Source organism: Pseudomonas sp. NY15437 (assembly GCF_048068435.1).
Taxonomy (GTDB): domain Bacteria; phylum Pseudomonadota; class Gammaproteobacteria; order Pseudomonadales; family Pseudomonadaceae; genus Pseudomonas; species Pseudomonas nitroreducens_B.
Genome location: NZ_JBLUQC010000008.1, coordinates 218,531 through 233,803 on the forward strand (window position 1 = coordinate 218,531; position 15,273 = coordinate 233,803).

A 15,273-nucleotide genomic window follows, 5' to 3' on the forward strand; every position below is an offset into this window, starting at 1 on the left:
GGCTCTTCGCAGAACCGAGGGAGCGCGTAGTCCTTGCTCGCAAACCCACCTGGGCGCGAAACCGGCCGGTTCAGCGAGCTGACCCAACCCTTCGGTCAGCCCTCCTTTAGAGAAAGAAAAAAGGCGGGCGACACACCGTGCCGACCCGCCGAACTACAGCCAAAGGAGTGGGGGGAGTTACCAGTTGAGGACGGCGCCCACCGCGAAGGTGTCGGTGTCCTCGCTGACGGTGGAGCCCTTGCGACCGTCGATCTCGTAGACGTTGTATTCGGCCACCAGCTTGAGGTTGTCGTTGATGGTGCGGAAGTAGGCGATGCCCTTGGTGGAGTAGTCCGCCGCGCTGCCCAGGCCGTTGCCGTCGTCGCGGGTCTCGCCGGTGGACAGCGCCACGCGGTTCTTGCCCCAGGTGTAGGAGCCCTGCAGCAGCACGCCGCGGCTGTCCACTTCACGCAGCGCGGCTTCGCCGACGTTGTTGGTGAAGAACGGGTTGATGCCCTTGGCGGTGAAGCCCGAGCCGGTCAGCGAGAGGCCGCCCATCTTCGCCTGGATGCCGTAGCCCAGGCCCTTGGAGGTCACGTCGTCCACTTCGTCGTTGGTGTTCTTCGAGGTCTGGTAGGCGCCGTTGACCCAGCTGTAGATCTTCGCGCCGCCAACGTCGAACTGGTAGCTGATCTCGCTCTCGTAGCGCGGGTTGTCCTGGTAGGCCTTGTCGTCGAGGCCGTCGCTGGCGTCCTTGTCGATCTGGTTGGTGTCGATCGGGTCCATGATGCCGACGGCGACGTGCAGGCCCTCCACCAGGTTGTTGTTGCGGTAGGTGATCTGCGAGGTCGGGAACGGATACGGATAGCCGGTGCCGATGTTGCCGAAGGACACGCCCTTGCCATCCACCAGGCCGAGGGTGTCGCTGGCGTTGCCGAAGCCGGCCAGCAACTCGTCGAGGAAGATGTTGGAGCGGGAGAACAGGCCGAAGTCCTTGCCGATCAGCACCTCGCCCCAGTCGCCGGCGACGTTGCCGTAGAACTGGCGGACGTCGATGGCGGTGTCGGTGCCGTCCTGTTCGCTGTCGTTGATGGTCACCCAGAACGAGGAGCGCCCGGTCAGGGTCAGGCCGTCGATCTTCTTGCCGAAGTTGAAGCCGATGTAGTTGGGCAGGAAGCCCATCTTCACCCGCGACTGGCGGCGGTCGTAGGTTTCGCCGTTGCGGTCGACGTCGCTGTTCACATAGAAGGCGTTGAAGTAGCCATCGGTGGAAAAGGTGGTGTCGTCCTTGTCGTACAGGGTGATGTCGGCACAGGCGGGGCCGGCCAGGGTGAGCAGTGCCAGCGGCAGGAGCTGGCGGCGGACGGCGATGTTGTTCTTGTTCATGGCGCTCTCCGGGTGGGGATCGACTGCGGCTCAGTCGTGTCGGAGGCGATTATCGAAACCGGCAAAGCCCCGCCATACGCTGCTTTGGCGCCATTTCCACGGGCCTTGCAGCGGTCCTGCGGGAGCGCTGCGCAAGGCGCTGAGACTGCTGCGACCTGGGGCGCGCGGCGTTGGTCGTGGGCACTCGGGACCGCCGGACCGCTACCTTCGAGCACGTCCTCGGGCGTAGGGCAAAAGTCGGTCGCGGCACCGTCCTGAGAAGGGCACCGTGGGCCGGAAGTACAAGATTCAGGCGCGGCTGAGCAGCAGCCAGTGCCCGCCCTGGGCGGAGGTCAGTGCGGCAAGCGCAGCGCGCAGTTCGCTGGCGCACAGGCAATCCAGGGCCTGGACCATCGCCGCCCGGTGTGACGGCGTGACACCGGCCAGCTGATCGTCCCACGCCTGCTGCCGGCGCTCCGTGAAGTCACCCGGCGCGCGGGCCAGTTCCGTGGCCAGCGGGCCCCGCAGGCTGTCGATGCGCTGCGGGTCCAGGCGCAGCAGCGCCTCGCCCTGGCGATAGAGGAAGCTGTCCACCTCGGCCTGCAACTCCACGGCGGAGAGCAGCGGCGACTGCACCGCGAAGAGGATGCCGCGGCGCATGCCGACCTGGCGGAAACCGCAGTAAACGGCATAGGCCAACTGCCGCTCACCCCGCAACCAGTGAAAGAACGCCGGCTCCAGCACGCGCGCCAGCAGGCGCCAGGCGGCTTCGTCCGCCGCCGCGCGGGATGCCAGCGGGCAGAACAGCAGCAGCGCCGCTTCGCCCGGCAGTTCGAGCACCTGGCGGTGGCGGCCGGGCGGCCCGCTGCGCGGCGGCAGCGCGCTGGTGGTCGAGTAACCGGCCAGGGAATCGGGCAGCTCGATGCCCAGGGCCAGGGCGTCCCAGTGGGCAGCGGACCAGTCCGGGGCCGCCTCGCCATCACCGGCGAGCGCCTGCGGCAGCAGGTCGAGCAACTGGCGAATGGGCATTTCCCCTTCCCGGCGCCGACGCTCGGCGGCCAGCAGGCGCGTGCCCTGCCCCTGGAGCGTGGCGGATGGATGCCGGAGGGCGTCGATGGCCGACTCGGCCAGCTCGGCGAGGTGGTGCCTGGCGCCATAAAGCAATAGCGCCCAGTCATTCTCCAGTGCGTCCAGCTGCAGACTCGCGCCCTCGTGCCGCGCCGCACCGGCCAACGGGCGCAGCGCCTGGCGCGCGGCGAGGAAGGCTTGCCGTGCGGGCGCGTGCGGGAAGCGCCAGCGCAGATGCAACGCCGCCGGGTCGACGCCGGCCAGGGCCTGCGTCGGCGCGAACGACCATGACAGGCCTCGCAGCGCGTCGACGCTGCGCGGCGGGCAGCGCGCGACGTCGAGGGTGAAGCCGGCGGAGGTCAGCGACTCGCCGATCACCGTCTCGCCGGTGAGCAGGCGGATCATCCGCGGTGCCACCAGTTGATCGAGCCAGACGCTTGGCACGGCGCTCCGGATGCGGCGTTGCAGCTGTTCCAGCACGCTGCCAGGGGCATCGACCGGCGCGCCGGCGAACACCTCCGCCGGCAGCTTGCGCAGCGCTTCCAGCCAGGCAAGGAACGCGGATTCCACACCCTCGGCGGCATCGGCTTCGGCCAGTTCGATATCGAAGCGCAGCAACCCCTGGCCGTTGGCAAACCGGCTCAGGCGCACGCGGGCATTGTCGGCCAGCCCGTTCTGTCCCAGGTGGGCCAGCAGCGAACCGGGCGCCTCGTCGGCCAGCCAGCCCTCGAGCTGCTCCAGCAGCGCACCGCCCTCGCCCGCCAGGCGATCCAGGGCGAAGGCCAGGACCAGGCGCGGCGCGCCCGGCAGGCGCAGCTTCAATGGCTGGCCCCTCAGCGGCAGCAGCGATTCGTGGCTGGCGACCGCCGCCACGTCCCCCGGCGGGAACACGCCCGCTTCGCGCGCCGCCAATGCGGCCAGTTCGTCCAGCGACTGCGGCCCCTGCAGCCAGAGCTGCAGCGCCCCGCCAGCCTGACAGGCGCGGACGAAGTCCCGCAGCGCCTGCTGGAACTCGGCGGTTTCGACCTTGAGGCTGTCGCGCCGCCCGGCGACGAAGCGGCCCAGCGGGTGGCCCGGCGCCACGGCCAGCGCCAGGGCGGCATCGATCAGGGTATCGGGGTCGCGTCCGCGGGCGAGGAACTCGGCCTCCAGCACCTCGCGCTCGGCGATCTGCTGGGCTTCGTCCAGTTGCGCTCGCGCGAGCATGTCCACCAGCCGTGCCAGCCCTTCGCCCAGGTCAGCGGCCGGCACCTCGAAGAAGTAATCGGTGTGCCGCGCCCGGGTGCTGGCGTTGACCCGCCCGCCGCGGGCCTGCACCCAGGGCATCAGCCGCTCGCCGTCGACGAAGCGCTCGCCGCCGAGGAACAGCAGGTGCTCGATGAAGTGCGCAAGGCCGGGATGGGCCTCGGGTTCGTCGTGGCTGCCACGGGCAATGCGCAGCACGGCAGCGGCGCGGCTGGCGTCGGAGTCATGCACGAGGGTGGCGCGCAGGCCGTTGGCGAGGGTCAGGGTCGTGGCGGGAAGACTGTTCATCGGCATCCGGTCCGGCTCAAGGCGCCACCATCGCCGAAAGCGCGGCGACGGGAAATACGGCTTTGGCAGCAACTGCCGGCCAGCATTGGCCTGGGGCGGCGCCCCGGCTACCATTCGTGGCACCACCCGCCTTTCGGAAGTCTTCCACCATGAGCACCGCCCTGCTGATCATCGACGTCCAGTCCGACCTGTGTACCGGCGACAACGCCTGCTTCGACATCGACAACGTGCTGCAGCGCATCAACGGCATGAGCCGCGCGGCGCGGGCGGCCGGCGTGCCGGTGGTGCTGGTGCAGCACGAGGACGATGACCTGCAGTATGGCAGCGCCGGCTGGCAGCTGGAAACGCGCCTGCTCACCGACAGCGCCGACCTCACGGTGCGCAAGACCACGCCCGACTCCTTCCTGCGCACCGACCTGGCGGAACTGCTGCAGGCGCGCGGTGTGGACCACCTGGTGATCTGCGGCCTGCAGACCGACTACTGCGTCGACACCACTACCCGCCGCGCCCTGGCGCTGGGCTACGCGGTGACGCTGGCGGGCGATGCCCACTCCACGGTCGACAACGCCGCGCTCAGCGCCGCGCAGATCATCGCGCACCATAACGCGGTGCTCGGCAGCATCAGCAGCTTCGGCCCCCGCGCCAAGGTGATTCCGGCCACCGACGTGCCGTTCTGACGCCCTTGCCGAGATCACCATGAACTTCGACTGGAACGACATCCCGATCCTCCTCGCCCTCGCCCGCCACGGCAGCATGAGCGCTGCCGGCCGCGCCCTGGGCGTGGACCCCTCGACCATGAGCCGGCGCCTGGTGGCGGCGGAAAGCGCGTTGCAGACCCGCCTGTTCATCCGCGACAACGCCGGCTACAAGGCCACCGACGCCGGCACGGCCTTCCTCGGTTATGCCGAGCGCATCCTCGGCGACGTGCAGAGCATGCTGCTGGAGACGCGCAACGAGGCCAGCGCCATCAGCGGTTCGGTGCGCATCACCGCAGTGGACTTCCTCTTCAGCCACTGGCTGGTGCAGCACATGCCGCACCTGGCGCGCACCTATCCCAACCTGCAACTGCAGCTGATCCCGGCCAACCGCGCGCTGTCCTTCACCCGCCGCGAGGCCGACTTCGCCCTGCGCCTGGCGCGCCCGGCGGAAGACGCCGCGCTGGTGATGCGCAAGGTCGCCGACATCGGCTTCGCCATCTACGCCGCCACGCCGTTTGCCCAGGTGCCGGCCGAGCACTGGCCGCAGCAGCCCTGGCTGGGCTACGGCGAAGACCTCGATGACACCCCAGAAATGTGCTGGCTGCGCCGCTTCGTCCCGAATGCCAATTTCGCCCTGCGCGCCAGCAGCGTGACCACGCTGATCCACGCCTGCGAAAGCGGCCTGGGCATGGCGCTGCTGCCCTGCTTCCTCGGCGAGCGCGAGGGCCTGGTGCGCCTATCCGGCGCGGTGGTGGTGCGGGAAATCTGGCTGCTCGCCCACCGCGACGCCGGGCGCATCGGCCGCTTCCAGGCGGTCAGCGACTGGCTGCGCGAGGTATTCGACCAGGACGCTGCGCAGCTCAGCGGCGAGCACCTGGACGGCCGCGCGCTCGGCGCGGTGGACGTCAGCCGGGGCTGAACGGCGCCCAGCAAAAAGCCCGGAGGTCGCACGACATCCGGGCTTTTTTCAGGGCGGGGTTACGGCTGGATCGGCGGCACGTACTGCAGGGTGGTGCCCAGCGCCCAGAGCAGGAACAGCACCAGCGGCACGTGGACCAGCAACTGGACGAAGCTGAAACCGATCAGGTCGCGGGCCTTCAGGCCCAGCACGCCGAGCAGCGGCAGCATGTAGAACGGGTTGATCAGGTTCGGCAGCGCCTCGGCGGCGTTGTAGATCTGCACCGCCCAGCCCAGGTGGTATTGCAGCTCGTTGGCCACCTGCATCACGTAGGGCGCCTCGATGATCCACTTGCCGCCGCCGGACGGGATGAAGAAGCCCAGCACCGCGGAATACACGCCCATCAGCAGCGCGTAGGTGTCGTGGGAGGCGATCTGCACGAAGAAGGTGGAGATGTGGTGGGCGATGGTAGAGCCGTCGCCGCCCTTCACGGTGGTCAGGATCGCGGCGATGGAGCCGTACAGCGGGAACTGGATCAGCACACCGGTGGTGGTCGGCACCGCGCGGGCCACGGCGTCAAGGAAGTTGCGCGGACGCCAGTGCAGCAACGCGCCGGCCATGATGAACAGCAGGTTGTAGGTGTTCAGCCCGGAGATCGCGGTGATCGCCGGCTTGGTGCTGAATTCGTGGACCAGCCAGCCACCGGCCAGTGCCACCAGCATCAGGATCAGCAGCGGGCTGTGCTCCAGCCATTCGCCAGGGCGGGTAGCCTTCGGCGCGCTCGGCGGGGTGAAGCTGACGTCCACGCCGCAGGCCTTGGCGTCACGGGCGCTGGCCGCGCCGGGCGCGGTCATGTAGGCGATGACCAGGGACACCAGCACCAGGGCCAGCAGCATCACGCCGGATTGCCAGAGGAAGATGGTCTCGGTGAACGGGATGACGCCGGTGATCGCCAGGATCGACGGTGGCAGGCTGGCAGGGTTGGCCTGCAGCTGCGCGGCCGACGACGACAGGCCCAGCGCCCACACGGCGCCCAGGCCGAGATAGGCGGCGGCGCCGGCGGCGCGGTAGTCCATCTTCAGGTCTTCGCGGCGCGCCAGGGCGCGCACCAGCAGGCCGCCGAACACCAGCGACAGGCCCCAGTTGAGCAGCGAAGCGACCATGGAAATCACCGCGACCCAGGCGACCGCCGAGCGGCCGTTCTTCGGCACGCGGGCGAACAGGTCGATCAGTCTGGAAGCCGGTCCGGAGCTGGCCACCACATAGCCGCCGATGACCACGAAGGCCATCTGCATGGTGAACGGGATCAGGCTCCAGAAGCCGTCACCGAAGGCCTTGGCGGTCTCGGTGGCCGGCGCGCCGATGGCCAGCGCAGCGACAGTGACGATCAGCACCGCGAGCGCGGCGAAGACCCAGGAGTCGGGGAACCAGCGTTCGGCCCAGTTGGAGCAGGCCATCGCGAAGCGTGCCGAGCGGCTGTCCTGCAGGGCCGTGCCGGCGGTGTGCACGTGGGAATTCATAAGGCTCTACCTCGTTGTTCTTGTAATGGCTCATCGTCGAACGGGGTTTGTGGCAATACCCGTCCTGGAATGAAAAACCGCCCGGCCTGCGTGGGGCCGGGCGGTGACGCAAGGGTTTGCCGACGCCGGGGGACGTCGAAAAACCGCGGCAGGATGTGCGTCTGTCGGTGTGCCCACCGTCCATCCCGCCTGCCGGTACGGCATTGCTACATGCCGGCCGGCGCTCGCCAATCAAACGTTGGTCGGATGGCCTCAGTCGCGCACGAGGGCCATCGCCACACCCTGGCCACCGCCGATGCAGAGGGTCGCCAGGCCCTTCTTCGCATCGCGGCGGAGCATTTCATGGAGCAGCGTCACCAGCACGCGGGCCCCCGAAGCGCCGATGGGGTGGCCGAGGGCGACGGCGCCGCCATTGACGTTGACCTTCTCGGCGTTCCAGCCCAGTTCCTTGCCGACCGACAGGGCCTGGGCGGCGAAGGCTTCGTTGGCTTCGATCAGTTCGACCTCGTCGAGGCTCCAGCCGGCCTTCTCCAGGCAGCGGCGGGTTGCGGTGACCGGGGCGATGCCCATGATCGACGGGTCGACGCCGCTGCTGGCATAGGCTTGGATGCGCGCCAGCACCGGCAGGTTCAGACGGCGTGCGCGTTCGGCGCTCATCAGCAGCACGGCGGCGGCGCCATCGTTGAGCGTGGACGCGTTGCCGGCGGTGACGGTGCCGTCCTTCTTGAAGGCCGGCTTGAGCTTGGCCAGGGATTCGGCGGTGGTGCCGGCGCGCGGTTGCTCGTCGGTGTCGAAGGCCACCGGGTCGCCCTTGCGCTGAGGGATCAGCACGGGGGTGATCTCGTCCTTGAAGCGACCGGCTTCGATGGCCGAGGCGGCTTTGAGCTGGGACTGCGCGGCAAAGGCGTCCTGCGCCTCGCGGCTGATGCCGAACTTCTCGGCCAGGTTCTCCGCGGTGATGCCCATGTGGTAGTCGTTGAAGGCGTCGATCAGGCCGTCGCGCAGCAGGGTGTCCTGCAGCTCGGCGTGGCCCATGCGCAGGCCGGTGCGGGCCTTGGGCAGCACGTAGGGCGCGAGGCTCATGCTCTCCTGGCCACCGGCGATGATGGCATCGGCGTCGCCACAACGGATCGCCTGGACACCGAGGAACAGTGCCTTCAGGCCCGAGCCGCAGAGCTTGTTGATGGTCATCGACGGCACTTCCACCGGCAGGCCGGCGCCAATGGCGGCCTGGCGCGCGGGGTTCTGCCCGGCGCCGGCGGTGAGCACCTGGCCGAGGATGACTTCGTCGATCTGGTCGGCTTTCACGCCGCTGCGCTCGAGCAGCGAACGGATGACCAGGCTGCCCAGTTCATGGGCGGGAATGTTCGCCAGGCTGCCCTGGAAGGCGCCGATGGCGGTGCGGGTGGCGGCGACAATCACTACGTCTTGCATCGTGGACTCCGAAGCTGGCATTTGCCCCCTGTAGGAGCGAGCTTGCTCGCGAACGCTCTTGCCCCGGAGTCCGGGCGGGTTCGCGAGCAAGCTCGCTCCTACAAGGGATCACGGGATCAGAAGGTCATTTCCTTCACATCGTCCGGCACGATCAGGCGGCCGGCGGTCTTCTCGGCGATTTCGGCGACGCTCACGCCCGGCGCGGTCTCGCGCAGGATGAAGGCGCCGTCCTCGATCTCCAGGTAGGCCAGATCGGTGAGCACCTTGCGGATGCAGCCGGCGCCGGTCAGCGGCAGCGAGCAGCGCTCCAGCAGCTTGGATTCGCCGTCCTTGGAGGCATGGGTCATGGTGACGATGATGTTGTCCGCGCCGGCCACCAGGTCCATGGCGCCGCCCATGCCCTTCACCAGCTTGCCGGGGATCATCCAGGAGGCGATGTTGCCCTGTACGTCCACCTCGAAGGCGCCCAGCACGGTGAGGTCGACGTGGCCGCCGCGGATCATCGCGAAGGATTCGGCGGAGGAAAAAATCGACGCGCCCTTCACGGCGGTCACAGTCTGCTTGCCGGCGTTGATCATGTCGGCGTCGACGGCGTCTTCGGTGGGGAAGGCGCCCATGCCGAGCAGGCCGTTTTCCGATTGCAGCATCACTTCCATGCCCTCGGGCACGTAGTTGGCGACCAGGGTCGGGATGCCGATACCCAGGTTCACGTAGAAACCGTCCTGCAGCTCGCGCGCCACGCGCTGAGCCATTTGTTCGCGGGTAAGTGCCATGGCTGAATCTCTTCTCTTTTCAATGCGGTTGAAGATCGAGCGAGCTAGCGACTGGCTAGGCGGATCTGAAACGAGGACGCGGAGTTTAGATGCCCTAAATGAGCAGGCCTTGTTTCAAATCCAACGCCGCCAGGCCGACGCGCAGCCGATCCTTAGCGAGTCGTGCGTTTTTCGATGCGCTTCTCGAAGGTGCCTTGGATGATGCGGTCGACATAGATGCCGGGGGTGTGGATCTGGGTCGGGTCCAGCTCGCCCGGCTCGACGATCTCCTCCACCTCGACGACCGTGATGCGGCCCGCGGTGGCGACTACCGGATTGAAGTTCTGCGCGGTGTGGCGATAGATGACGTTGCCGTAGTGGTCGGCCTTCCAGCCCTTGACGATGGCGAAGTCGCCGGTGATGGCGCGCTCCATCACGTAGTGGCGGCCGTCGAACTCGCGCACTTCCTTGCCTTCGGCGACCGGGGTGCCGTAGCCGGTGGCGGTGAAGAAGGCCGGGATGCCGGCGCCGCCGGCACGGAGTTTTTCCGCCAGGGTGCCCTGCGGGGTCAGTTCGACCTCCAGTTCACCGGACAGCAGCTGCTGCTCGAACAGCGCGTTCTCGCCGACGTAGGAGGCGATCATCTTGCGGATCTGGCGGTCCTCCAGCAGCACGCCGAGGCCGAAGCCGTCGATGCCGCAGTTGTTGGAGACCACGGTCAGGCCCTTCACGCCCAGCTTGCGGATCTGTGCGATGAGGTTTTCCGGAATGCCGCAGATGCCGAAACCGCCCGCCAGTACCGTCATGTCGTCGGTGAGCCCGGCGAGGGCTTCCTCGTAACTGCCTACACGCTTGTCGAGTCCTGCCATGTTGCTGCTGCCTCTTGTATTTGTAGGGCCTGCTCCCGCTTCGGCGTGAGCCGCGTTGCCGCGACACGTGTCGCCAGGCTAGACGCGGGACGCAGGCAATGGTGGTCCCTTGGCAAGTCCCGCAACAACGCATGGCGACACGTGTCGCGCAACCCGAAGGGACGGGCCATTTTTTGCGCGGTGCTGCCGTTTCGTGGCTGCCTGGAATCACCAGTAGTCTCTCCTCGCGCCTTACTCCGTGCAGAAAATGGTTCGTCGCGACCGCGACGAAGCGGGAGAAGGCCCTGGGTCCGACCAGCCGGTCAGAGAGCGATTGCAGCTTCACCGCCCTGGACTGATTTGTTAAGTTTGTTTTTCCAATGGATTGATCCGGATTTCTTATCAGTGACCGTCAAGCAACTGCGCGCCTTCCTTGCCGTCGCCCAGACCCTGAGCTTTGCCCAGGCCTGCGAGCGCCTGCACCTGTCACAACCGGCGCTGAGCCTGGCGATCAAGAGCCTGGAGGAATCCCTGGGCGGCCAGTTGCTGGTGCGCACCACCCGCAGCGTGGCGCTCACCCCGGAGGGCGAAACGCTGCTGCCCCTGGCGCGCCGCCTGCTGGCGGACTGGGACAACGCCGAGGAAGTGATGCACCAGCACTTCACCCTGCAGCTGGGCAAGGTTTCCATCGCCGCCATGCCCTCCTTCGCCGGCAACCTGCTGCCCGCCGTGCTGCGGACCTTCCGAGATCGCCACCCGAAGGTGAACGTGGCGGTGCACGACGTGATCAACGAACAGGTGCTGGAGATGGTGCGCAACCGCCGGGTGGAACTGGGCATCGCCCTGGAGCCGGACAGCCTCGACGGGCTGAGCTTCACGCCCTTCTACACCGACCGCTTCGTTGCGGTGCTGCCGGCGGATTCACCGCTGGCGGGCGAATCCAGGATCACCTGGGAGCAATTGCTGGAGAACCATTTCATCACCCTGCAACGCCCGTCCGCCGTGCGCTTGCTGCTGGAGGACCAACTGGCCTCGCGGCATGGGCGGCTGCCGGTAGCGTTCGAAAGTCATCAGTTGGTGACCGTGGGCCGCATGGTCGCCGAGGGGCTGGGCGTCAGCGCCGTGCCGCGCCTGTGCCGGCAGCAGATGGAAGAACTCGGCGCGCGCTGCGTGGCCCTCGACGAACCGCGCATCGAGCGCCGCGTGGGGTTGTTCTGCCTGGCCGAACACCAGCTCTCCAGCGCCGCGCAGGCGTTGAGCGATGTGCTGGTGAAGGGGACGGACTGGGCGGGGATGGAGCGGGAGTGAGCAGGGATTTGTAGGAGCGAGCTTGCTCGCGAACCGGCCCCGCTGCGGAGCTGTTCGCGAGCAAGCTCGCTCCTGCGAAGGCTCTCTCCCTGAAGGCGACTCGCTCTGCCCACCACCCTCTCCCCCGCCCTCTCCCTGAAGGGAGAGGGAGCCGAATCGGCATGAAGCGCAGCGATGGTTTCCTCCTCATGCCAAGGCGTCAGCAAAGCACAGACGCCGCGCCTCACTCGGATACCCCCTCTCCCTTCAGGGAGAGGGCTGGGGAGAGGGCACGCCCGAGCACCGAAACCTCAGACAGTCAAACCTCTCCCCCCATCCGCCCACTCACCTCCCGCGCCATCGCCAGCAACGCTTGGGCCGCCTCGCCATGAGCTTCGGCCGCAAAGCTCGCCTGCGATCCCACCACGGTAATCACCCCAGCCAGTTCCCGGCCGGTCTTGAACAGCGGCACCGACAGCGCATTCACGCCCGGCATCAGCAACCCATGGATGGCGTGCAGCCCTTCGCGGCGAATGCGCTCCAACACCGCCACGTCCGCGCCCTCTTCCAGCCCGGTCTTGTAGGCCGCGAACACCAGCCCGGTGGACGAACCGTGCAGCGGCAGCACCGATCCCACCTGGGTGACCAGCGTGACCATGCCCTGCGCCGGCTCGACCTGTACCACGGTCGGCCCGTGGCTGCCCCAGATGGCCAGGAAGCAGGTCTGCCCCAGCGCATCTCGCAACTCGGCCAGCGCCGGGCTGGCGAGCTTCACCACGTCCAGCCGGCGGATCGCCGCCAGCCCGACATACAGCGCCTCGCGCCCCAGGCCGTAATGGTTGGTGACCGGGTCCTGCTCGGCGAAGCCGCTGGCGATCAGCGCCTGCAAATAGCGGTGGACCTTGGCCGCCGGCATGTCCAGGTACTCGCCCAGGCGCTTGAGCGAGGTGCTCGGCGCCAGGTCCGCAAGCGCCTTGAGGATCTCGGTGCCGACCTCGGCGGACTGCACCTTCTTGCCCTTCGTCGGGACGGAGTCTTCAGCGTCGTTCATGGTCTTCAACTTAAAGGAACCCCCAGACGGGCTTGACGGCCCGCCGACACGAAATTACGTTAATCGTAATTCAATTACGATAACAAGAGAAAAACCACCATGACCGCCTCTCCTGCCTACCAATCCGGGTTCGGCAACGAATTCGCCAGCGAGGCCCTGCCGGGTGCCCTGCCAGCGGGCATGAACTCGCCGCAGCGGGTGCCCTTCGGCCTCTACGCCGAGCAGTTCTCCGGCACAGCCTTCACCGTGCCGCGCAGCGAGGCCCGGCGCACCTGGATGTACCGCATCCGCCCGTCCGCGGCGCACCCGCGCTTCGAGCGCCTGGAACGGCAGATCACTGGCACCGCCCTCGGCCCGGTGACGCCCAACCGTCTGCGCTGGAACAGCTTCGCGATGCCCGAGGAGCCTACCGACTTCGTCGACGGCCTGCTATGCATGGCGGCCAATGCCGAAGCCGAGGCCGTCAGCGGCGTCAGCCTGTATGCCTACCGCGCCAACACTTCCATGCGCCGGGTGTTCTTCGACGCCGACGGCGAGCTGTTGATCGTGCCCCAGGCCGGCCGCCTGCGCCTGGTCACCGAACTGGGCGTACTGGAGGTGGAGCCGCTGGAGATCGCCGTGATCCCCCGTGGGATGCGCCTGCGCGTCGAACTGCTGGATGCTGAAGCCGCCGGGTATGTGGCGGAGAACCACGGCGCCGCCCTGCGCCTGCCCGACCTCGGCCCCATCGGCAGCAACGGCCTGGCCAATCCCCGCGACTTCCTCGCCCCGGTGGCGCACTACGAGGATGTGGACGCCCCGGTGCCACTGGTGCAGAAGTTCCTCGGCGAGCTCTGGGTCACCCAGCTCGACCACTCGCCCTTCAACGTGGTCGCCTGGCACGGCAACAACGTGCCCTACAAATACGACCTGCGCCGCTTCAACACCATCGGCTCGATCAGCTACGACCATCCGGACCCGTCCATCTTCACCGTGCTGACCTCCCCCAGCGACACCCACGGCATGGCCAACATGGACTTCGTGATCTTCCCGCCGCGCTGGATGGTCGCCGAGAGCACCTTCCGTCCGCCGTGGTTCCACCGCAACCTGATGAACGAATTCATGGGCCTGATCCAGGGCGTGTACGACGCCAAGGCCGACGGCTTCGTCCCCGGCGGTGCCTCGCTGCACAACTGCATGAGCGCCCACGGCCCGGACAACGCCACCACGGTGCAGGCGATCGCCGCCGACCTCAAACCCCACAAGATCGACAAGACCATGGCCTTCATGTTCGAGACCGGCCGCGTGCTGCGCCCCAGCCGCTTCGCCCTCGACTGCCCGCAACTGCAGCGTGACTACGACAGCTGCTGGAGCGGCATGCAGAAGACCTTCGACCCGTCCCAGGAGCAGTAACATGAGCGTCGCCCACAACGCACAAAGCTGGATCGAATCGGCCAACGGCCACCCCGACTTCCCCCTGCAGAACCTGCCCCTTGGCGTGTTCAGCCCACCCGGCGACTCTCCCCGTGGCGGCGTGGCCATCGGCGACTACATCTTCGACCTGAAGACCGCCTGCGAAGCCGGGCTGTTCCACGGCGCCGCGCACCAGGCCGCGCTGGTGGCCAGCGGCGACAGCCTGAACGCCTTCTTCGCCGCCGGCCCCACCGCCCGCCGCACCCTGCGCGAGGCCCTGCTCCACCTGCTCAGCGAAGGCAGCAGCGAACGCAAGCGCATGGAGCAACTGGGCGCCGCGCTGCTCAAGCCGCAGGCCGCCTGCCGCATGCACCTGCCGGCCAGGGTGGGCGACTACACCGACTTCTATGTCGGCATCCACCATGCGCAGAACGTCGGCAAATTGTTCCGCCCGGACAACCCGCTGCTGCCCAACTACAAATACGTGCCCATCGGCTACCACGGCCGCGCCTCCACCATCGTGCCGTCCGGCACCGAAGTACGCCGCCCCAACGGCCAGACCCTGCCCGCCGGCCACGACGTGCCGGTGTTCGGCCCCTGCGCGCGGATGGACCTGGAGCTGGAGCTGGGTATCTGGATCGGCCAGGGCAACGACCAGGGCAAAGCCATTGCGATCAACGCCGCCTCCGGGCACATCGCCGGTTTCTGCCTGCTCAACGACTGGTCCGCCCGTGACGTACAGGCCTGGGAATACCAGCCGCTGGGGCCGTTCCTGTCCAAGAGCTTCGCCACGAGCGTGTCGCCCTGGGTGGTCACCGCCGAGGCCCTGGAGCCCTTCCGCGTCGCCCAGCCGGCGCGCCCGGAAGGCGACCCGCAGCCCCTGCCGTACCTGTATGACGAGGGCGACCAGCAGCACGGCGCCCTGGATATCGAACTGGAAGTCCTGCTGCACACCGCGCACATGCGCCGCGAGCACCAGGGCCCGGAACGCATCGCCCTGAGCAACACGCTGAACATGTACTGGACCGTGGCGCAGATGGTGGCGCACCACAGCGTCAACGGCTGCCGCCTGCAACCGGGCGACCTGTTCGGCTCCGGCACCCTCTCCGGCGAAACCCCGGACAGCTTCGGCAGCCTGCTGGAGCTTACCGGCGGCGGCAAACAGCCGGTGGTACTGAGCAACGGCGAAGAACGGCGCTTCCTCGAAGACGGCGACGAAATCATCCTCCGCGCCCGCTGCCGCCGCGAGGGCCATGCGTCCATCGGCTTCGGCGAATGCCGCGGGCGGATCCTGCCGGCGCACTGACGCAGCCCCCGCCGATCGTAGGGCGCATAACGCGCCAGCGTTATCCGCCGGATCGCCGGCGCGCGTTGCGCGTTGCGCGATCGCGGGCATGGCCCGCTCCTACAAGGAGCAACTGCTCTTCGTAGGAGCGAGCTTGCTCGCG

At 67.9% G+C, this 15,273-nt stretch carries 12 protein-coding genes; 5 read left to right on the forward strand and 7 right to left on the reverse strand.

Annotated elements, in window-relative coordinates; translation table 11 throughout:
• Positions 1–177: 177 nt before the first annotated feature.
• Both ACNFIA_RS19435 and pqqF read right to left on the reverse strand, forming a co-directional pair.
• Positions 178–1,365 carry a porin gene (locus tag ACNFIA_RS19435; RefSeq protein ID WP_259754780.1) on the reverse strand — a complete coding sequence of 396 codons (1,188 nt, stop codon included), beginning with the start codon at positions 1,363–1,365 and terminating at the stop codon, positions 178–180.
• Positions 1,366–1,653: 288 nt separating this feature from the next.
• Positions 1,654–3,945 carry a pyrroloquinoline quinone biosynthesis protein PqqF gene (gene pqqF, locus ACNFIA_RS19440; RefSeq protein WP_416787833.1) on the reverse strand — a complete coding sequence of 764 codons (2,292 nt, stop codon included), beginning with the start codon at positions 3,943–3,945 and terminating at the stop codon, positions 1,654–1,656.
• 149 nt (positions 3,946–4,094) lie between these two features.
• On the opposite strand from pqqF, the gene ACNFIA_RS19445 reads away from it, so the two are divergent.
• Together ACNFIA_RS19445 and ACNFIA_RS19450 are read left to right on the forward strand one after the other, a co-directional pair.
• Complete coding sequence (locus ACNFIA_RS19445; protein WP_416787836.1) at positions 4,095–4,622, forward strand: cysteine hydrolase family protein; 528 nt, start codon at positions 4,095–4,097, stop codon at positions 4,620–4,622.
• 19 nt (positions 4,623–4,641) lie between these two features.
• Entirely contained in the window at positions 4,642–5,562 is a 921-nt protein-coding gene (locus ACNFIA_RS19450) for a LysR family transcriptional regulator (protein ID WP_259754775.1), read from the forward strand.
• Positions 5,563–5,621: 59 nt separating this feature from the next.
• Here ACNFIA_RS19450 and ACNFIA_RS19455 read toward each other — a convergent pair whose 3' ends face one another.
• From ACNFIA_RS19455 to ACNFIA_RS19470, 4 genes are all read right to left on the reverse strand, one after another.
• A complete protein-coding gene (locus ACNFIA_RS19455) occupies positions 5,622–7,061 on the reverse strand; it encodes a short-chain fatty acid transporter (RefSeq protein ID WP_259754774.1) in 1,440 nt (479 codons plus the stop codon).
• Between the two features lie 252 nt (positions 7,062–7,313).
• The gene (locus ACNFIA_RS19460; protein ID WP_259754773.1) at positions 7,314–8,495 is read right to left on the reverse strand and encodes an acetyl-CoA C-acetyltransferase; all 1,182 of its coding nucleotides are present in this window, start codon (positions 8,493–8,495) and stop codon (positions 7,314–7,316) included.
• A gap of 116 nt (positions 8,496–8,611) precedes the next feature.
• Positions 8,612–9,268, reverse strand: a complete 657-nt coding sequence (locus tag ACNFIA_RS19465) for a CoA transferase subunit B (RefSeq protein WP_259754772.1) — start codon at positions 9,266–9,268, stop codon at positions 8,612–8,614.
• Positions 9,269–9,420: 152 nt separating this feature from the next.
• Positions 9,421–10,116, reverse strand: a complete 696-nt coding sequence (locus ACNFIA_RS19470; protein WP_416787840.1) for a CoA transferase subunit A — start codon at positions 10,114–10,116, stop codon at positions 9,421–9,423.
• Positions 10,117–10,500: 384 nt separating this feature from the next.
• On the opposite strand from ACNFIA_RS19470, the gene ACNFIA_RS19475 reads away from it, so the two are divergent.
• The gene (locus tag ACNFIA_RS19475) at positions 10,501–11,403 is read left to right on the forward strand and encodes a LysR family transcriptional regulator (RefSeq protein ID WP_416787842.1); all 903 of its coding nucleotides are present in this window, start codon (positions 10,501–10,503) and stop codon (positions 11,401–11,403) included.
• Between the two features lie 298 nt (positions 11,404–11,701).
• Here ACNFIA_RS19475 and ACNFIA_RS19480 read toward each other — a convergent pair whose 3' ends face one another.
• On the reverse strand, positions 11,702–12,433 hold the full coding sequence (locus ACNFIA_RS19480; protein WP_416787845.1) for an IclR family transcriptional regulator: 732 nt from the start codon (positions 12,431–12,433) through the stop codon (positions 11,702–11,704).
• A 99-nt stretch (positions 12,434–12,532) separates the two neighbouring features.
• On the opposite strand from ACNFIA_RS19480, the gene hmgA reads away from it, so the two are divergent.
• Positions 12,533–13,825, forward strand: coding sequence for a homogentisate 1,2-dioxygenase (gene hmgA, locus ACNFIA_RS19485; protein WP_416787848.1), 1,293 nt, complete (start codon positions 12,533–12,535; stop codon positions 13,823–13,825).
• A gap of 1 nt (position 13,826) precedes the next feature.
• Complete coding sequence (gene fahA, locus ACNFIA_RS19490) at positions 13,827–15,131, forward strand: fumarylacetoacetase (protein ID WP_416787850.1); 1,305 nt, start codon at positions 13,827–13,829, stop codon at positions 15,129–15,131.
• Positions 15,132–15,273 lie beyond the last annotated feature (142 nt).